The following is a 19456-nucleotide window of genomic DNA, read 5'->3' on the forward strand; positions in this document are numbered from 1 at the left end:
GCGTCTTTAATGCTTTTTGCCGACTCTAGCTTTGGAAGTGGATTTCGAGAGCCTACCGCTTCCTCAATGGAACTAAAACCATCTGCTTCTAGTAACCTAACTAAGCCACGATTTATTTCGTTAATATTTTGTGGACCATCAAATATCATCGTACTTATCATGTGAAGCAAACTGGCACCAGAAGTAATCTTCTCGTAAGCGTCTTTTGCAGAGAATACGCCACCAACACCAATAATGGTCAATTCACCTCGAGTACGGCGATAAACATGGCGAATGAGGTTAGTGGAAATCCTCTGCAACGGTAAACCACTCATTGCGCCTTTATGATAAGGAAGCTCTTCTTTTACATATTCTTGGTTAAATGCGGGCTTAGCTAAATTGGTTAGAACAACCCCATCCATCTTATGTTCGATACACTTATCAACAATAATGTCTATCTCGCTTAACTCTAAGTCAGCGGCAAGCTTAACGTAGATAGGTCTTCCTTCTACTCTAAATTCATTCACCGCAGTCAAAAGGGCATCTAAATTTTTAGGGTCAACGAAGGGTTCACCATCTTGCGTATTCGGACAACTGATATTGATCGTATAGTAATCACCAATATCTTTAAATAAAGACATAGTTTTTGTGTAGTCTTCTATAGACTCTTGCAAATCAAATTCGGGCGTAATATTTGATTTAGCTGCATTGATACCAACTTTTAAGCGGCCAAAATTTACCCCTTGCAGTCGACTAGATATTTTTTCAGCCCCCTGATTATTTAGACCATACCAAACCAAAATAGATTTTGATTTAACCATTCTAAACAGCCTTTTCCCTGGATTTCCGGGACAAACTTCACCAGTAAAAGAGCCTAATTCAGCTAAACCAAAACCTATCGAAGGATAAATTTTTGTTAACTCACCATCTTTGTCAAAACCTGCGGAAAGTCCTACTGGGTTTCGATACTGCACACCGTCGACTTCTATCTTGAGTGCACTATGGTTGTAATCAAAGAATAAAGCCACCAACTTTTGGGTTAGCGCAGTAGAGCCTAGTAAGACTCCAACTCTTTTAAACATGTAATGCGCATCTTCTGGATCCATTAAAAAGATTAACGGACGCACAGCACGATACAACACTCTCAGTAATAAATTCCTGATACCAATGAGGAAACTCATCACTCTCTCCTTACTGTCAAATTATTCACAATGATTGTTCGGATATTTTCTATACCCAACCCACCAATCTTAATGGTAATCATTCTCATTTTCATCTAGTATTTGATTATTGTGTGATTTGAGGTTGAGATATGAAACAGATGATAAGTAGACTGATAAAACGAAAAGAGGCTGAAATCGTAGAATCTCTTCAAAGAAATGAGAGCTCCAAGACTGATTGGTTCCCATGCCAACACGTGTACTATTTATTTGATACTTTGAAACTGCAATATGAAAGTGAAAACGGGCTAATAACGGCAGAGAGAGTCTCGACGCAAAATGTGGAAAAAATACTTGAAGCAATGACGTCTTCTCTTTGCCTCACGCCAAAGTACACTGCTGGTATTCCCTCATTGTGCTCTATTTCATTGTGTGGGGTCAGCTGGGAAGAAAGCCAATATGGGAAGAGAGTGCGCGCGATTCCGGAAGCCGCAGTGTTTCGTTGTGAGAATATAAAAGCCAGCTCATCCGAAACACAGTTAAAGTGTGTCGGCTCAATAACTTCACCAAACACTCGATTAGATAGAAGAACGGGGCTCTCGATTAAAAAAATTCATAACCTTTCTTTCGAGAAATTTATCGCAACACTAAGAGAACTTAATAACAACGTTCCCTCAACTCACAGTCAGTCGATACAAGTCAATGCTGATAACTTTAGTTCACATTTCACTGATAGTGAGGATATCTCCTGTATCAGTGCAGTGAAACGCCTCTTTAATAATAAATTGCCCGTACAATGACGGGCAATGACGCTGTCTTAATTATCGATTTTTGCCCAAGTATCGCGCAAACCAACCGTACGGTTAAACGTTAACATTCCGCCCGTCAATTTACTGTCTAGGCAAAAGTAACCGATGCGCTCAAATTGGTATCCAACTTCTGGTTCAGCGGTAGCAAGACTTGGTTCAACAAAGCCATTGACCACAACCAATGATTCAGGGTTAAGCATATGAGTAAAATCTGATTCCGCTGCTGGATTAGCTACCGTAAAGAGGCGATCGTAAAGCCTTAATTCCGCAGGCACACCTTTCGTGGCAGAAACCCAGTGGATCACACCTTTGACCTTACGCCCATCCTCAGGGTTTTTACCCAAGGTATCAGCATCATAGGAACAAATGATTGTCGTAATATTTCCATCTGCATCTTTTTCAATACGTTCGGCTTTGATCACGTAAGCACCACGCAAGCGAACTTCTTTTCCTAAAACAAGTCGCTTATATTTTTTATTTGCTTCCTCACGAAAATCATCACGCTCTATCCACAACTCTCGAGTAAATGGTACCTCCCGACTTCCCATTTCAGGTTTGTTAGGGTGATTAACCAGACTCAAACTCTCAACCTTGTCACTGTCATAATTTTCAATGATCACTTTTACAGGGTCGAGTACAGCCATTGCACGGGCTGCATTTTCGTTAAGATCATCGCGAATGCAAGATTCTAGCACACCCATCTCGATCATATTTTCTTGTTTGGTAACACCAATTCGTTTACAAAACTCTCTGATTGCCGCAGGTGTAAAGCCTCTTCTGCGAAGACCTGAGATAGTTGGCATACGAGGATCATCCCACCCGTCGACTAGGTTATCAACCACGAGTTGGTTGAGTTTTCTTTTCGACATCACTGTATATTCAAGGTTTAAACGACTGAACTCGTACTGGCGAGGTTGACAATCTATGGTGATATTATCCAAAACCCAATCATACAAGCGTCTGTTATCTTGGAATTCAAGTGTGCATAAGGAATGCGTGATTCCCTCTAACGCATCAGAGATACAGTGAGTAAAGTCATACATTGGGTAAATGCACCACTTATCACCCGTCTGATGGTGCTCTGCAAATCTAACTCTATAAAGAACAGGGTCTCTCAAAACGATAAATGAAGAAGCAAGGTCAATCTTTGCTCTCAGGCAAGCTTCACCTTCCTTGAAACCTCCATCACGCATTTTTTTAAATAATTCGAGGTTTTCTTCAGCTGTACGATCACGATAAGGACTTGGTTTTCCGGGTTGTGTCAGAGTACCACGGTATTCTCGAATCTGTTCTGGGCTCAACTCTTCTACATAAGCGAGGCCTTTTTCAATAAGCTCGACAGCGTAGTCATAGAGCTTATCGAAATAGTTTGATGAGTAACACACCTCACCCTGCCACTCAAAACCAAGCCAGCTCACGTCATTTTTAATCGACTCAACATATTCCACATCTTCTTTTTCAGGGTTCGTATCATCAAAACGTAGATTACATTGTCCCTGATAGTCCTGAGCAATACCGAAGTTCAAGCAAATTGACTTAGCGTGACCAATGTGAAGATACCCATTCGGCTCCGGAGGGAATCGAGTGTGAACACTGGCATGTGTCCCATTCTCAAGGTCTTTATCAATAATTTGACGAATAAAATTCGACGGACGAGCTTCAGCTTCACTCATCTATAGCACCTCAATTTTTTAGTATTATCAGAGAAAATTACTGCTGAGCTCGTAATAAAAGCTCAACGCAAATATAACGTCATGATCCATGATTATTAGCCAAGACACAACTACAACAGCACTCTTATTAAAAAATATTCTGCTCCAATTGTTCTTATGAACGGAAATCATACAGTAAGCTTGGGACATAAAAAAAAGCCTCCACTAGGGAGGCTTTATTTATTATCACTTAATCAGGGGAGTTTTACATCAGAGAGATCATCACTACTGCTGATATTTTTCATTTCTCCAGCGACTATCTCTGCCAAAGGCCCGAGAATAACCTGAAGATTGTTCTCACCAAGCTTTACTACACCTTTAGCACCTAGCTTTTTCAACGTCACCTCATCGGCAATAGAGCGATCCTTTAATGATAGACGTAGACGTGTGATACAGGCATCAATAGAGTTCAAGTTCTCATGACCGCCGAGAGCTTTAAGATATTGACGAGCAACCTCTGTACTGCTGGTCTCTGCTGGCTCTACTTTTTTGTCAGTTTCGTCATCGTCCTCGCGACCGGGGGACTTGAGGTCAAAAGCACGAATCGCAAAACTAAAGGTAAAGAAGTACAGGAACCCAAAGCCCAGACCAACAAGAAGAAGCACCAGTGGTTTGGTCGCTAGGCCATAATTTAGCAAGAAATCAATTAAGCCTGCCGAGAACGTAAAGCCATGTAGAGTACCGAGCATATTTGCAATAACAAGCGACAGGCCAGTGAATACAGCATGAATGGCATAAAGAGCTGGAGCTAGAAATACAAACATAAACTCTAGTGGCTCGGTGATACCTGTCAAAAAGGCAGTAAAGGCAACGGAGAATAATGCTCCCCCAACTTGGCTACGCTTTTCAACAGGTGCAGCAAGGTACATAGCTAAAGCAGCACCAGGTAAACCAAACATCATGATTGGATAAAAGCCATTCATGAAGGTGCCTGCACTCTTATCACCACCGAAGAAACGATGCAGATCACCCGTCTTTATAGTCTCAGTCACCTCTTTGACTGTCGCTGTGATCTCTGGTGTTACCACATTATCAAATATGAACGTGTGAGACTCACCAACGATGAGGGTCTTAGCAACAGCGGGGTCCACACAGAGCTGTTGAATATTAGGAAGTGCCTGTCCCGCTGCATTTGCACCATACACGTAAATTTCCTGACACGATCCCATGCCGAACCAGAAAAATGAGTTTAGAACGTGATGTAATCCTACGGGGATAAGTGCACGGTTAAGTACACCGTAAATGAATTGACCGATAGACCCCGAGGTAGAAATGCCGTGGGCAAGCGCATCTAAACCGTGTTGTATAGTTGGCCAAACAAGACCTGATACAGCACCAGCAACAAGCGCGATTAGTCCAGCTACAATAGGGACAAAACGTTTGCCGGAGAAAAACGCCAGCCAATCTGGCAGACGAAATTCACTGAAAGCATTGTATGAATGGCCTGCAATTATACCAGCTATGATACCGCCAAAGAATGACATGTTTATCGATGCATCTATCGTTGACGCTGTCGCAGTCAGGATAAAGTATGCTACGGCACCAGCAACCCCTGCAGCACCCTGGCCATCTTTTGATATACCAAGCGCAATACCTAGGCCAAATAAAAGTGGTAGATTAGAGAAGATAGAGTTACCAGCCTGTGCCATAAAAGCAATATCAAAAACGTCTGGTTGGCCAAGACGGAGCAGCAAGCCCGCAATCGGCAGAGTAGCAATTGGTAGCATAAGCGCTTTACCAAGCCTCTGCAGATATCCAAGAATATTCACGTTACATTCCCCCTGTAAAATTTCTGTTCTTTTTTGAGATACTTATTTTTTTCACCCAATTTAGTCCTTGTCAGTTTATGTGAATAATTTTGCCCCACAAATTAAAACCTTACTAATTGTGATCATTATCACTAGAACATTACAGAAACATAGTTTTTTGCTAGCACGATCATAAAACTTATTTTACAATAAAAAATATCTAACTGTATCGATGAACGATAAGAGCCAAGTAGATGAAAAAAGCATGTTCAATCTCAGAGATTCAAAGTGAGAATATTTAGAAATCTAATTAAGCCACTGTATTTAAATCACTAAAAACATCATAAAAATGTAATCAGTAATACGGTTTGTTATCTAGATACACCATAAAAACTAATTGAGCTTTGCAAATAAAGTACAAATATTTTCTACTAGCACTTAAAAAAGTAACAAAAAGATAAAAAAATTAACTCATGAGGATAGTCAAACATGTACGCTTTAACAAACTGCACCGTCTACACTGGTAATGATATCCTTTTTGATCACGCAGTCGTTGTTCACGATGGTAAGATAGAGGCTGTTGTTCCAGTCTCTACTTTGGACTCGAATATCGAAAAAATCGATTTAAAAGGAGCAAAACTCAGCCCAGGTTTTATCGATTTACAATTAAATGGGTGTGGTGGTGTGATGTTCAATGACAGCATTACCGCTGATACCATCCATGTTATGCACCAAGCTAACCTAAAATCAGGTTGTACGAGTTTTTTGCCTACCCTCATTACCTCTTCAGATGAGAATATACGCCAAGCTGTTAAAGCTGCTGAAGATTATCACGCTAAATATCAAAATCATTCACTTGGCCTTCATTTAGAGGGGCCTTATTTGAATGTAGCGAAAAAGGGAATTCACAGCGTAGAGTATATTCGGCCATCTTCAGACCAAATGATCGATTTTATGTGTGAAAACGCACATCTCATTGCCAAAGTGACCTTAGCGCCAGAAAACAATGATCCTGAACATGTGAGACGATTGGTCGATGCTGGGATCGTAGTCTCCATCGGTCATACCGATGCTACATACAAACAAGCACGTGAAAGTTTCAACAATGGTATTTCTTTTGCAACTCACCTTTTTAACGCAATGACCAGTATTCAGGGACGAGAACCTGGTGTTGTAGGTGCAATTTATGATACCTCTGACGTATACGCAGGAATCATCGTCGATGGTCTTCATGTAGATTATGCTAATGTCAGAATCGCACACAAAATAAAGGGAGATAAGTTAGTATTAGTGACCGATGCCACAGCTCCAGCAGGTGCCGATATAGATCACTTCCTTTTTGTTGGTAAAAAAGTATATTACCGAGATGGAATGTGTGTGGATGCAAACGGCACACTTGGCGGCTCAGCCTTAACCATGATTGAAGCGGTAAAAAATACGGTTGAGCACACAGGCATTGCATTGGACGAGGCACTGAGAATGGCCACCCTTTATCCAGCAAAAGCACTGGGTATTGAAACTAAGCTGGGACAAATTAAGCAAGGCATGATCGCTAACCTGACTATATTTGACCAAGACTTTACAGTTCAAGCGACGGTAGTTAACGGTAAATACGAGCAAAACTAAAAATGACTGGTGGACAAATAGGCAACGTAGATTTAGTAAAACAACTAAATAGCGCTGCTGTTTACAGACTAATTGACCAACAAGGGCCCATATCAAGGATCCAAATTGCCGATGTCAGTCAATTGGCACCTGCAAGTGTCACAAAGATAACACGACAACTTCTTGAACGTGGCTTTATTAAAGAAGTCGCACAACAAGCATCTACGGGCGGAAGACGCGCAATCTCTTTGACGACAGAAGTAGAGCCTTTTCATTCTATAGCGATTCGTGTTGGACGAGATTACCTCAAATTTAGTCTGTATCACTTGGGTGGAAGAGAGCTGACCTCGGAATACAGTGAGTTTTTTTATACAACACAAGAAGAACTCGTCGATGGGTTAATGACTCAACTTCGAACATTTATAACCAAAAATCACCTGCTCATAAACCAGCTAATTGCAATTGGTATTATCCTTCCGGGTCTTGTCAATCCGGAAACGGGTGTGGTGGAGTACATGCCCAATGTTAAAATAGACAACCTTCATCTTTCAGAGCTAGTACACAATAACTTTCACGTTGAATGTTTTGTTGGTAATGATGTGAGAGGAATGGCTTTGGCTGAACATTACTTCGGCGCAAGTCAGGACTGCCAAGACTCTATACTCGTCAGTGTTCATCGTGGCACGGGAGCTGGTATTATCGTTAATGGCCAAGTGTTTCTCGGCTATAACAGAAATGTTGGAGAAATTGGTCACATACAAATCGATCCTCTCGGCGAACAGTGCCAATGCGGAAATTTTGGTTGCCTCGAGACGGTTGCATCAAATCCAGCCATAGTTGACAGAGTCAATAAACTGCTTAATCAAGGCTACAAGTCGAGTTTGAGCGAACTTGAAACAATCAATATCAGTGACGTATGTGAACATGCAAATCTCGGTGATGAATTGGCCAAACAAAGCCTAGTTCGAGTTGGAGATCAATTGGGTAAAGCGATTGCAATCACGGTTAACCTATTCAATCCACAAAAAATTATCATTGCTGGTGATATTACGCAGTGTAAAGAGATCTTGTTCCCCGCTATTCTGCGTAACGTCCAAAACCAATCATTGCAGACCTTTCATTCTGATTTACCTATCGTATCTTCTCAGATTGAAGCTTATCCGACCCTTGGCGCGTTCTCTATGATTAAGCGTGCTATGCTGAACGGCGTTTTACTGCAAAAATTGCTTGAAGATTGATTTATCGTCTTTTTTGATTTCCAAATTACGCTACTATAAGGGACTACAATTGGTAGACCCTTATAGTAACTCGGCAACAATATGGAACTCATCTTAATCTCTAGTGCTTTTTTAGCGGGATTCTTCGCCCTAAAGCTCGGCCTTCCACCTCTAGTGGGCTTTTTGTTTGCAGGCTTCACACTTCATGCTTTTGGTATCGAGTCCAATTCCACGATCATCACCTTAGCAGATCTAGGCGTCACCTTGATGCTATTCACCATCGGATTAAAGCTTGATTTAAAGACGCTACTGTCCAAAGAAATATGGGCTGGAGCAAGTATTCATAACTTACTCACCACCGGAACTTTTACTCTTGTTCTCCTGCTACTAAAGTATCTCGGTATTAGCTCATTGGCTGCAATGCCGATAGAACAAATCGCTTTGCTCGGCTTTGCTCTCTCATTTTCAAGTACTGTCTTCGCAGTTAAAGCACTACAAGAAAAAGGAGAAATGAACGCTACTTACGGTAATATCGCTATCGGTATTCTAGTTATGCAGGATATTTTTGCGGTCATATTCCTAACAGCGTCGACAGGAAAACTCCCTGAATGGTATGCTATTTTCCTATTCATACTCCCCTTAATTCGACCTATTTTTTACAAGCTACTGGATAGCGTTGGCCACGGTGAAATGCTGGTTTTACTTGGCATTTTTTTCGCATTAGTCACGGGAGCAGGACTCTTTAAAATTGTCGGAATGAAACCCGATTTAGGTGCCTTAATTTTAGGCATAATGTTAGCGAATCATCCCAAATCTTCTGAACTTTCCAAATCATTATTCAACCTAAAAGAGCTATTTCTAGTTTGCTTTTTCCTCAATATAGGGCTGTCGGCAGAACCTTCTTTAACCGGGTTTGCATTAGCTATTTTGTTCATATTGATGCTCCCACTAAAGGGGATACTTTACTTTGGTGTACTCAATAAATTTAAGTTTCGTATACGAACTTCTCTTCTCTCGTCACTCAGCCTTCTAAACTACAGTGAATTTGGTTTAATTGTGGCAGGTATTGCTTTTCAACTTGGTTGGATGAGTGGCGATATTCTTGTCGCTCTCGCAATAGCCGTCTCCATTTCTTTTGTTATCGCAGCGCCGCTAAATCGTCATGGACACTTTCTGTACCAATACTCAGGTAAGTGGTTAAAAGAACATGCAGCGGAAAGTCTTAACCCAAGAGATCAACTTATCAATCCGGGCTCTGCACAAATATTGATATTGGGTATGGGGAGAATTGGTAGTGGCGCTTATGAGGAGCTCAATAACGAACACGGAGATGTGTGCTTGGGGGTAGAGCTGCGCGATGAAGCGGTTAATGAGCATATCAGTGCGGGTCGAAATGTGATTCGGGGTGACGCGACTGACCCTGACTTCTGGGAAAGGATACTGGATACAGAAAACGTAAAACTGGTGCTGCTGGCTATGCCTCATCACCAAGGAAACCAGATTGCATTAGAACAACTCAAAAGCCGCAGTTTTAACGGTCAGATTGCCGCTATTGCCGAATATCCTGATCAATTGCGCTCATTAAAGGAACAAGGTGTCGACGCAGCTTTTAATATATATAGCGAAGCAGGAAGTGGATTTGCGCGGAGTGTGTGCGAACAACTTGATGTACCATTGTCAAAGTAACGCTGAATATTACCTAATAACCACTTGATTAGATTGGTAAGAAAGCAGGACGAGCAGCCATTCCCCAATCAACTTAATAGAAGAGAGGCCCATAGCCTCTCTTCTATACCCAAGTGACTTCAAAATGCAGGATTCAGAGCGATGCCACAGTGTTGAGTTCAAGGAAAATAACGCAGTGGAATAGTCGACTCTTACCAAGTTGTTTGACGATGAAATCGGCGCTGTGGCACGCTCCCGAAGGGCGAGTTGCCTTGCTTTACATGCGTCGTTACCGATTTTCAATTTAGATGACTAGATTTTCAAATCGTTGCCTTACCTGTAAAGCAAACCACTCTCGCTGAACCTAGCATCTTGAGGTTACTTGGGTATATTTTTAGCGCCTAAAAAACAACTGATCATAGAAAATATTCACAACATAAGCCATTTTTTTAAAAAAAATCCACCACAAAGGTTTTTTATCAAGAAATATAGTATCGATGTGTTGCTTTTTTTAACCAAGATGGCAAATTGATTGTAAATCGTTAAATAATCTTTAAAGGAAGTAGTATGTGTTCAATTTTCGGTATTTTAGACATTAAAAGTGATGCAGATTCATTACGCCCAATTGCGCTTGAAATGTCTAAAAAGCTTCGCCATAGAGGCCCTGACTGGTCGGGAATCTACTCCTCTGAAAAAGCAATTTTAGCGCATGAACGCCTAGCAATCGTTGGCCTCAACAGTGGAGCTCAACCACTATACAGCCCAGATAAAAAACTGATTCTGGCAGTCAATGGCGAAATTTATAACCACAAAGAGATTCGGGCAAAATATCAAGACAAATATGATTTTCAAACAGAATCAGATTGTGAAGTTATCCTTGCCTTGTATCAAGATATAGGCGCAGCACTACTCGAAGAGCTCAATGGTATCTTTGCTTTTGTCCTCTATGATGAAGAAAAAGATCAGTACCTTATAGGTCGTGACCATATTGGTATTATTCCTTTATATCAAGGTCATGACGAGCATGGTAACTATTACGTAGCCTCTGAAATGAAAGCGCTTGTTCCTGTATGTAAAACCGTCAGTGAATTTGCCCCCGGTAGTTACTTAAGCTCAGAAGATGGACAACTAAAACGCTATTACGTTCGGGATTGGAATGAATATGCCGCTGTTCAAGGAAATACCACCAGTAAAGAAGAACTAACAGAAGCCCTAGAAGCTGCAGTAAAACGCCAGCTAATGACAGATGTTCCGTATGGAGTGCTACTCTCTGGTGGTTTAGATTCATCAATTACATCAGCTGTCGCGAAGCGCTTTGCAGCTATGCGTATTGAAGATGATGAAAGATCCGAAGCTTGGTGGCCTCAACTTCATTCATTTGCAGTCGGTCTAGAGGGCGCTCCAGATCTGAAAGCAGCACGTGAAGTTGCCGATAAAATTGGTACCGTTCATCACGAGATGACCTACACCATTCAAGAAGGACTCGATGCGATTAGAGATGTTATTTACCACATTGAAACTTATGATGTCACGACAATAAGAGCATCAACACCTATGTTTTTAATGGGAAGAAAAATTAAGGCTATGGGCATTAAAATGGTGTTATCTGGTGAGGGTGCTGATGAAATCTTCGGAGGGTACCTATACTTCCATAAGGCGCCAAATGCTAAAGAGTTTCACGAAGAAACAGTGCGTAAGCTACTCGCTTTAAATATGTTTGATTGTGCTCGTGCGAACAAGTCTCTCGCAGCTTGGGGAGTTGAAGGCCGAGTACCTTTCCTCGACAAAGAATTTATTGATGTCGCTATGCGCCTAAATCCAGAGGATAAGATGTGTGGTAACGGAAAAATGGAAAAGCATATCCTACGCGAGTGCTTTGAGCATTATCTCCCTGATTCAATTGCTTGGCGACAAAAAGAGCAATTCTCTGACGGCGTCGGCTACAGCTGGATTGATACTCTTAAAGAAGTCGCAGAGGAAAAAGTAACCGACCAACAAATGGCTACTGCAAGTTATCGCTTCCCATATAACACTCCAACAACAAAAGAGGGTTATGTTTATCGAGAGATTTTTGAAGAGCTATTCCCTTTGCCATCTGCAGCGGAATGTGTCCCGGGAGGCCCCTCAGTGGCTTGTTCTTCAGCCAAAGCAATAGAATGGGATGAGTCTTTCCAAAATTGTGTCGACCCATCTGGACGTGCAGTAAAAGCGGTGCACAACGAAGCTTACTAATACAACGAAATCTTAAGGGGCTGCCAAGCCCCTCCTATTTGCAAAAAATACAACACACCATTTTGCAAACTTAGTTTACCAAAGCAAAATCACTTCAAAAAAATTAACCTTTCCCAATCATTTCATTAACTTAATGTCTAGTATATAAAATATCAATACTAGGCCTAATTGCAGATGATTTAACTAAGAGGTATACATATGAGTTAATAAAAAAAACGATTGCACCCATTTTTTAAAACATCAGATTTGAAATCGGCGGTGCTGATACAGGAAGATAAAATTATGTCCGACTTGAATATTTTCAAGCAACCAAAACCCTTCTATCTGATCTTCTCGGTAGAGTTCTGGGAACGCTTTGGCTTTTACGGCATGCAGGCGATTCTAACTGTGTATCTTGTAAAGATTATGGGGTTAGCAGAGTCAGAGTCATTCGTTTTGTTTGGTGCATTTTCGGCACTGCTCTACGGCTTTATGGCGATTGGGGGATGGATTGGCGATAAAGTCATTGGTACGAAACGAGCCATAACCTTGGGCGCGTTGGTCATGATGGTCGGCTATATCTTACTTGGGCTATCCACAGCCAGTGCCCAAACAGGAAGCAGTTCGCTTATTTACATCGCAATGGGCTTTATCACTGTTGGTAACGGACTTTTCAAAGCAAACCCATCCAGCTTACTTGCCAAAGTCTACCCAGAGAATGATCCGAGATTAGACGGGGCTTTCACTCTCTATTACATGGCGATTAACTTAGGTGCACTTATCTCTATGGTGTTAACCCCGATCATTGCTGAGAAAGCGGGCTATGGTTTAGCATTCGGTATGAGTGCAGCCGGTTTAGCTATCACTGCGGTTAACTTCGTTCTATGTAAAGGAATGGTTGCCAATGTGGGCTCTTCTGCGGATTTAAAACCTGTCGGAATACTGAAGATGATGACCGTTATCATCGGGTCAATACTGGCAAGTTTTGTGTGCAGTTATTTGCTACAACAATTAACACTCGCACATATCATTCTGGTTGTCGCAGGGGTTTGTATTGTCGCGCTATATTTTAGAGAAGCACTAAAAATCTCAGGTCTCGAAAGAAAAAAAATGTTGGTTGCATTTGTTTTGATGCTTCAAGGAATTGTTTTCTTCGTACTGTACTTCCAAATGCCCACTTCGCTTAACTTCTTCGCTATCCATAATGTCACTCATGACATATTGGGTTTCGGAGTTGAGCCTGAACAGTTTCAAGCACTTAACTCTTTCTGGATCATGGTTGCGAGTCCGATAATGGCCATCATTTACGGTCGACTTGGAGATAAGCTTTCAATGCCATTTAAGTTTGCTATTGGAATGGCATTGTGTTCACTTTCCTTCTTGGTGCTAGGTTGGAGTGTCAACTTTGCCAACGCAAATGGTATCGTTAGCTCTAACTGGTTGATCATTAGTTACTTGTTCCAATCACTTGGCGAGCTTCTTGTCTCTGGACTTGGATTGGCAATGGTTGCACAACTGGTTCCACAAAGGCTGATGGGATTTGCCATGGGGATGTGGTTCCTCACCTCTGCTACTGCTGCTGTCATTGCAGGATGGGTAGCAAGCTTAACCTCAGTGCCAAAAGGTGTTGAAGATCCGATACAAACGCTGACCCTCTATGGGGAGGTATTTAGTAAGATTGGCTATGCCACCGCCATCATTACTCTTGTTACTTTCTTTATCGCTCCGAAGTTAACAAAAATTTGTAATGGTGAAAATGAGATTAAGCTCGAAGAAGCACAAGCTTAATGCTCATCTAGGAACTAAAAAAGCGGCCAGTTTAGCCGCTTTTTTTATTGGTCTATTCCCTCACATCTCAGGAGTTCTAAGATACAACCCTCGTAAAACTGGGAGGAGCTCATCATCTTAACCTAACTTCTAGCGATTTTACTTGCCATAAAAATACAGATGCATATATAAGACTTCCCCGAGCTTTGGATTTGCTCTATTTTCCCCATAAAAATCAATGATTTTAATTTCGATCAGCTCCAATATACACCTTTATTTTGTGAGCATAAAACGAAACATGATTTGATTATGTCGGGATTCTCGGAAGGATAAAAACACAATGATAAAGGCAATATATGCAAAACAAAAACATCAAAGTTCTGATTCTCTCTCTCGCTTGTCTCTTTTCGACATCAACGATTTTAGCTGATCAAAGTGAGACTGATAGCTCAGCTAAACAATCAACTTTCAATCAGCAATTTGATAAAGCTTGGCAACTGAGCTTTGCTAAAGATTACGCAACATTAATTCAGTCCATCCCTGCTCCACTTACCGTCACTTCTGAAAAGGTCAAAGAGGCATTAAAAAAACACGGATACCGTAATATTGATCCAGATAAGGTCTATTACCACAGGTTTGACGGAGCAGAAAGTAGCCCTCGAACCTATAATGGCTGGCAACATCAAAATGAATCACCGCTTCAATCATATACGCTAACTCAAGCTGTGATGTTAAACGCATTCAACCGCTATAGAGACAGCTTTCCCGGAGATATCGATCTCTTCACTGGGATTTACACGCAAGATGCGACTGGACGATATTTTGATGAGCACAATGAAGTCAGGTTGCTCTCATCTAAGTTATGGGACATTGCGTACTATGAGTTAGATATTCAAAAGTCTTACTCAGAAGCTCTTCAGGCATTCTGGAGCAAAAACACCACTCGTTATACCCAACTGATGCGCGACGCTTACGTTTTTTCAGCATACCGCCAATACCATCACGGTTTACTGAATCAAGCTCAATATCAATTGGCAATGTCTTTGCTTTCGCCAAATCAGGCTAACGAAACTAATGTGTTTCGGTTTGATGTTTATGGCTATGACTCCACCGATATACTCCTGATAGAATCAAAACATGGTAAAGGTGGCCTAATTTACATTCCCGGTGCTCCCCAACCTTTTTATGCTTTCAGCAGTGAACGTCAGCTTAAAAAGCACCTATTTATGACCCTCAAAGATCCCAACAACCGTCAAGACCTGCAAAAACACTTCAGTCTCTATCTAAGACAAGACGGCACCTCATATTCTGGTGTCGATTCGGCTCTTAAAGGGTTTGCAACTAAAAAGTGGAGTGAAGACTACCTAATGATGAAACGTCATAGCATCACAGGTAACATCTTTGCGCGTCTAACAGAGCAAATGAAAGCTCGCTTGGTCAGTGATGGCGATACCATGATAAAATCAAACCAAGAGGCCCAACGAGACTACGTCCTTTCTGTTGCCTATAGCGCCATGACTGTCTTGCCTATTGTTGATTTTATTGCACCTGAGATAGGCCTTCCGCTAAATATAGCGCTCGGAGCCAGTCAGTTCGGCCTTGGCATCGATAAAGCCATTAATGGTGATACTCAACAAGAGCGCTTAAAGGGCACCAAGATGACGTCAATTAATGCCGCAATCATTGGTGCTTCAACAATATTACCCGCTCTTGCTCAGTATGGAAGAACACTTGCCGAAGTCACTACAACGGCAACAGAAGCGCTACCCAATAGTATTGTATTAAATCATGGTTTCCCAACCAGTGAGCTCGACGAATTCTCATCTATTCCCAAAATAGTCACTCACCCCCAAACCGGTGAAGAACTATTGGGCGTAAGGCTGACCAACAAAGATAAAGCCGTTCTCCTTCGTGCTGATGGGTTTGGTCATTATCGTGAAATAGACCCAGCCAGTGGTCGTTTAATCGAAGGAACACGAATCGTACGAACTGTCGACTTTGATACCGGCACACCGCAATGGTTAGATAATGGTGGCTTAAAAGGCGGGAATGATATAGACAGTGAAGTAAATTCAGGATCGATAAGTCAAACAAGCGATTTACCTGAGCTGCTTTTACCTGAAGATTTACCCCAGCGACCTGGAATGGGAGGTTCCGGTTATGCCGATATGACCGGCAGAGTCGATGATGCCTTAAGGGATTTCTTAGAACTCGAAGGAAAGGTTGACCCTTATGCGTATTTGACTGACGTAAAGAAACTTCATCAGGTCAGTATTGCGGCACAGGAAGAAATTAAAGCCGTTCCTTTTCTAGAAAGTTATGATCAAGAACTTACGGGCAGCCTAGTATACCGTGGGGACACACGCCTCCCAGACGAAATCTTTCACTCAGGCTTCAACCGTAAAGTCGAACCCGTTAAATTTGTTCGCTATGATCATCACTCTCGGGGAATACGAGGGGTAGTTTCGACATCAACCGACCAAGGTGTTGCAGTCGATTATGCTTTACATAATCAAAGGGGCTACGTATACGCGATACAATTAAACCACGGAGGCAAATCGGTTGATACCCTCCTCCGAGGCGAAACACTCCATGAAATCGCCACACTAAATGTGCCACCAGAAGACATTATGTTTGCAGTAGGTCCATTTACAGGAACAGAAACCTACTATCGAGACCTTATCGATGAACAGGAGCTAAGAACCGCCGAGCTTTTAATTAACCCTCATTCAACAGCCTCTGCTGAAGTTGCAGAAAAAGCGTTCGAAAAAATGAAAGCGACCTTGAAGTATCCACTCAGCCCAGAAATGTCATTTTCGGAAAGATACGCCAATAGAACGGACTTATTTTGGCATGAGGATGAGGTGGAGCTTGCCGAGCCTGCCGTGATGCATTAAGACATAATAAGTGATTAAAAATATATTGAGTAATCTACATCAAACTATGAAGTAGAGATAAAAGAGACATACCTCCCCCTTAACAGAGGGAGGTATTTTTATGTTTTTATTAATAATAAAAATTGAGCTCTGTTATAATTATACCCAAGTGGCTTCAAAGTGCAGGACTCAGAGCGATGCCACAATATTGTGTTCATGGAAAATAACACAACACACATAGTGCGCTACTAGACTGCTCCCGCTTACCATAAGGGATGCTTCCATAGTCCAGAGGAATATAATGTTCAGACTACTTCTCTTATTTATTCTTCTCTCATCAGCAAGCAGTGCTGAGCCGCTTTACTGGACTGCAAGTAAAGGAGGGCTTAAATATACGATTCTTGGCTCTATCCACGTGGGTGATAAAAGTATGTATCCACTGCCAAAAGCCGTATTTTCCCGACTAAAAAACAGTCACGGCCTGATCATTGAAGCCGATATTCGCAAAACCAGTGGGATTAAATATCCTCCCATAACCACGACGACTAAAGACGTTGTCGACACTCACTATTATAACGAGTTGGTCGGAATCGCTAACCTATTACGACTCGATATTAAAAATTTACTTCACAGCCCACCTTGGTCTGCAGCACTACAGTTACAAATGAAGCAATACGAATATTTGGGCTATACCGCTGTTGATGGGGTAGATATTCGTATCGTAGATAAAGCAACACTTTGGGATATTCCAGTGATGGGTTTAGAATCATTACAATTCCAAATTGATCTTTTTACCGAACAAGCGCAATCAGGCAAAGAATTATTGTTAAGCACCATTGACGAGTTTGACCATTCAGAAAGTACCATTCACTGTTTAATAAACAGCTGGAAGACCGGAGACCTTGATAAACTAGAGCGATTTGCCAATATCACTAAAATGCCCCCAGATTTACACCGAGCATTCCTTTCTGAACGCAATTTAAAGTGGGCGAATAAGCTCTCAGAGTCGACATGGTTACCTAAAAGAAATGGCCATTATTTCGTGGTCGTTGGGATGCTTCATCTGTTGGGAGAACAGAGTCTTCTCAAACTCCTCGAGAGTGATGGCTTTCGTATTACTCAAATCTCTAAAAGCTCACCGTCGAATTGCTCCTTTAAATATTAATGTATCTCTAGTCCCCGACCCTTTTCCTCACACCAAAAACGAAAAAGCCTCAGCAAATGCTGAGGCTAAAAATATGGTCGGTGAAGAGAGATTCGACGCGGCTGGGCTTCCTGACCCCGGCCCGTGTCTCACCCCAAACACGAACCCTATATCCCTAAAACGAAAAAGCCCCAGCAAACGCTGAGGCTAAAATATGGTCGGTGAAGAGGGATTCGACGCGGCTGGGCTGCCAGACCCCGACCCGTTTTCCTCACCCCAAAAACGAAAAAGCCCCAGCAAACGCTGAGGCTAAAATATGGTCGGTGAAGAGGGATTCGAACCCCCGACCCTCTGGTCCCAAACCAGATGCGCTACCAAGCTGCGCTATTCACCGAGTATTGGAAGTTGTCATGCTTCACAACGAGAGCGTATGTTACTTATTATTAGACTTTAAGCAAGCGTTTTTTATTAATTTTAGCCACTTTATAACCCTATGGTTGCAAAGCCATAAAAATGGAAAATGTGAACCAATGCACATGATAGTCTATCAGGTGCATATTTTAGTCTGTCCAATTGATCCAGATCAGTATTGAACTCGTCGCCAATATATATTCTAAGCTCGTCGCCACGTTTTGTGTTTCGGAGAAATTATGGACTTTTGGCTTGAGCTCCTGTTTGGTAATGCAATAGGTTTATCTTCGATGATAGTAATCTTCAGCGCCCTTGGTCTCTTATTCTTTTACGGGGGTTTCTTCGTTTACAAAGTGATGACTGACAAATCTCCTCACTAGAAATCGCTTAGCCCTATTTAAAAATAGATTTTCGCTATGCACCGAAGCAGACTTGTTCTCTGCTTCGGTTTTTTTATTCTCAATAAAAATTTGATCAAGTAAGATAGAACTCAAGTACAACCGCTATTTTACAAGTGAGATAATCAATATGTCTCAAGATGAAGATCTTGCTTTATTCAAAGCAATGATGGGTGATGTGAAACCCTTACAAAACGATACAGCACAACACACAAAAAAACATCAAACCACGAGCGCGCAACTTGCGAGAAGGGAGGCTGCGGTGTGTCTTCATGAGGACTCTATAGACGCACTTTCTCTTGATCATGCACCGGAACTAAAACCCAATGATATTATCGAGTTCAAAAAAGACGGCGTACAGGACGGTGTGTACAAAAAGCTCCGCTTAGGAAAATATCCGATACAAGCCAAACTAAATATCAACCAGAAGCCACTACGAATCGCAAGACAAGAGATGGTCCATTTTTTTAAACAATGTCTGGAGCTTGATATACGTACTGTCATCATAGTACACGGTAAGGGAAGAGATCTCGATAAACCCTGTTTACACAAGAGCTTTATCGCCCAATGGCTGAGCCAGATCAATGAAGTACAATGTGCCCACTCAACACAGCCTCATCACGGCGGTACCGGCGCGGTTTATGTACTGTTGAGAAAAAGTGCAGAAAAAAAACTTGAAACTAAAGAGCGGCATCAAAAGCGCTTGGGGTAAATTGACATATAGTGATAGTATCGCCAACCAAATAACCATCAC

General features: G+C 41.8%; 14 protein-coding genes and 1 tRNA gene. 10 read left to right on the forward strand and 5 right to left on the reverse strand.

All coding sequences use genetic code 11. From position 1 onward, the window contains the following. The coding region (locus RH40_RS18400) for a quinone-dependent dihydroorotate dehydrogenase (RefSeq protein WP_009603203.1) at positions 1-1160 on the reverse strand (1160 nt) is incomplete at its 3' end. A gap of 131 nt (positions 1161-1291) precedes the next feature. On the opposite strand from RH40_RS18400, the gene RH40_RS18405 reads away from it, so the two are divergent. Then, the gene (locus RH40_RS18405) at positions 1292-1939 is read left to right on the forward strand and encodes a hypothetical protein (RefSeq protein ID WP_009603204.1); all 648 of its coding nucleotides are present in this window, start codon (positions 1292-1294) and stop codon (positions 1937-1939) included. Between the two features lie 17 nt (positions 1940-1956). Here the strand turns inward: RH40_RS18405 and glnS are convergent, their stop codons facing one another. After that, positions 1957-3621, reverse strand: coding sequence for a glutamine--tRNA ligase (gene glnS / locus RH40_RS18410; protein ID WP_009603205.1), 1665 nt, complete (start codon positions 3619-3621; stop codon positions 1957-1959). A 233-nt stretch (positions 3622-3854) separates the two neighbouring features. Beyond that, the gene (gene nagE / locus RH40_RS18415) at positions 3855-5429 is read right to left on the reverse strand and encodes an N-acetylglucosamine-specific PTS transporter subunit IIBC (RefSeq protein ID WP_009603206.1); all 1575 of its coding nucleotides are present in this window, start codon (positions 5427-5429) and stop codon (positions 3855-3857) included. A gap of 468 nt (positions 5430-5897) precedes the next feature. On the opposite strand from nagE, the gene nagA reads away from it, so the two are divergent. From nagA to RH40_RS18430, 3 genes are all read left to right on the forward strand, one after another. After that, positions 5898-7034, forward strand: coding sequence for an N-acetylglucosamine-6-phosphate deacetylase (gene nagA, locus RH40_RS18420; protein ID WP_009603207.1), 1137 nt, complete (start codon positions 5898-5900; stop codon positions 7032-7034). Positions 7035-7036: 2 nt separating this feature from the next. Beyond that, a complete protein-coding gene (nagC, locus tag RH40_RS18425; protein ID WP_009603208.1) occupies positions 7037-8251 on the forward strand; it encodes a DNA-binding transcriptional regulator NagC in 1215 nt (404 codons plus the stop codon). Positions 8252-8332: 81 nt separating this feature from the next. Continuing rightward, positions 8333-9916, forward strand: coding sequence for a cation:proton antiporter domain-containing protein (locus RH40_RS18430; protein ID WP_009603209.1), 1584 nt, complete (start codon positions 8333-8335; stop codon positions 9914-9916). A 9-nt stretch (positions 9917-9925) separates the two neighbouring features. Here RH40_RS18430 and RH40_RS20470 read toward each other — a convergent pair whose 3' ends face one another. Further along, positions 9926-10198 carry a hypothetical protein gene (locus RH40_RS20470; protein WP_081455035.1) on the reverse strand — a complete coding sequence of 91 codons (273 nt, stop codon included), beginning with the start codon at positions 10196-10198 and terminating at the stop codon, positions 9926-9928. A gap of 264 nt (positions 10199-10462) precedes the next feature. On the opposite strand from RH40_RS20470, the gene asnB reads away from it, so the two are divergent. From asnB to RH40_RS18450, 4 genes are all read left to right on the forward strand, one after another. Next, the gene (gene asnB / locus RH40_RS18435; protein ID WP_009603210.1) at positions 10463-12127 is read left to right on the forward strand and encodes an asparagine synthase B; all 1665 of its coding nucleotides are present in this window, start codon (positions 10463-10465) and stop codon (positions 12125-12127) included. Between the two features lie 282 nt (positions 12128-12409). Then, positions 12410-13894, forward strand: coding sequence for a dipeptide/tripeptide permease DtpA (gene dtpA / locus RH40_RS18440; RefSeq protein ID WP_009603211.1), 1485 nt, complete (start codon positions 12410-12412; stop codon positions 13892-13894). Between the two features lie 335 nt (positions 13895-14229). Continuing rightward, the gene (locus RH40_RS18445) at positions 14230-16770 is read left to right on the forward strand and encodes a dermonecrotic toxin domain-containing protein (RefSeq protein WP_009603212.1); all 2541 of its coding nucleotides are present in this window, start codon (positions 14230-14232) and stop codon (positions 16768-16770) included. Between the two features lie 280 nt (positions 16771-17050). Then, entirely contained in the window at positions 17051-17914 is an 864-nt protein-coding gene (locus RH40_RS18450) for a TraB/GumN family protein (RefSeq protein ID WP_009603213.1), read from the forward strand. 296 nt (positions 17915-18210) lie between these two features. Here the strand turns inward: RH40_RS18450 and RH40_RS18455 are convergent. Beyond that, a tRNA-Pro gene (locus RH40_RS18455) sits at positions 18211-18287 on the reverse strand. 256 nt (positions 18288-18543) lie between these two features. Here RH40_RS18455 and RH40_RS20475 point away from each other — a divergent pair. Both RH40_RS20475 and smrA read left to right on the forward strand, forming a co-directional pair. Next, complete coding sequence (locus tag RH40_RS20475; RefSeq protein ID WP_039954996.1) at positions 18544-18684, forward strand: DUF3149 domain-containing protein; 141 nt, start codon at positions 18544-18546, stop codon at positions 18682-18684. Positions 18685-18832: 148 nt separating this feature from the next. Next, a complete protein-coding gene (smrA, locus tag RH40_RS18465) occupies positions 18833-19414 on the forward strand; it encodes a DNA endonuclease SmrA (protein ID WP_009603215.1) in 582 nt (193 codons plus the stop codon). The last annotated feature ends 42 nt before the right edge of the window (positions 19415-19456 follow it).

This window comes from Vibrio caribbeanicus ATCC BAA-2122 (assembly GCF_000165125.1).
Taxonomy (GTDB): domain Bacteria; phylum Pseudomonadota; class Gammaproteobacteria; order Enterobacterales; family Vibrionaceae; genus Vibrio; species Vibrio caribbeanicus.

Bases quoted from the DNA above. Each gene is read 5' to 3' on its own strand.
- RH40_RS18405 (WP_009603204.1), top strand. From the start codon at position 1,292: ATGAAACAGATGATAAGTAGACTGATAAAACGAAAAGAGGCTGAAATC.
- glnS (WP_009603205.1), bottom strand. From the start codon at position 3,621: ATGAGTGAAGCTGAAGCTCGTCCGTCGAATTTTATTCGTCAAATTATT.
- nagA (WP_009603207.1), top strand. From the start codon at position 5,898: ATGTACGCTTTAACAAACTGCACCGTCTACACTGGTAATGATATCCTT.
- nagC (WP_009603208.1), top strand. From the start codon at position 7,037: ATGACTGGTGGACAAATAGGCAACGTAGATTTAGTAAAACAACTAAAT.
- RH40_RS18430 (WP_009603209.1), top strand. From the start codon at position 8,333: ATGGAACTCATCTTAATCTCTAGTGCTTTTTTAGCGGGATTCTTCGCC.
- asnB (WP_009603210.1), top strand. From the start codon at position 10,463: ATGTGTTCAATTTTCGGTATTTTAGACATTAAAAGTGATGCAGATTCA.
- dtpA (WP_009603211.1), top strand. From the start codon at position 12,410: ATGTCCGACTTGAATATTTTCAAGCAACCAAAACCCTTCTATCTGATC.
- RH40_RS18445 (WP_009603212.1), top strand. From the start codon at position 14,230: ATGCAAAACAAAAACATCAAAGTTCTGATTCTCTCTCTCGCTTGTCTC.
- RH40_RS18450 (WP_009603213.1), top strand. From the start codon at position 17,051: ATGTTCAGACTACTTCTCTTATTTATTCTTCTCTCATCAGCAAGCAGT.
- RH40_RS20475 (WP_039954996.1), top strand. From the start codon at position 18,544: ATGGACTTTTGGCTTGAGCTCCTGTTTGGTAATGCAATAGGTTTATCT.
- smrA (WP_009603215.1), top strand. From the start codon at position 18,833: ATGTCTCAAGATGAAGATCTTGCTTTATTCAAAGCAATGATGGGTGAT.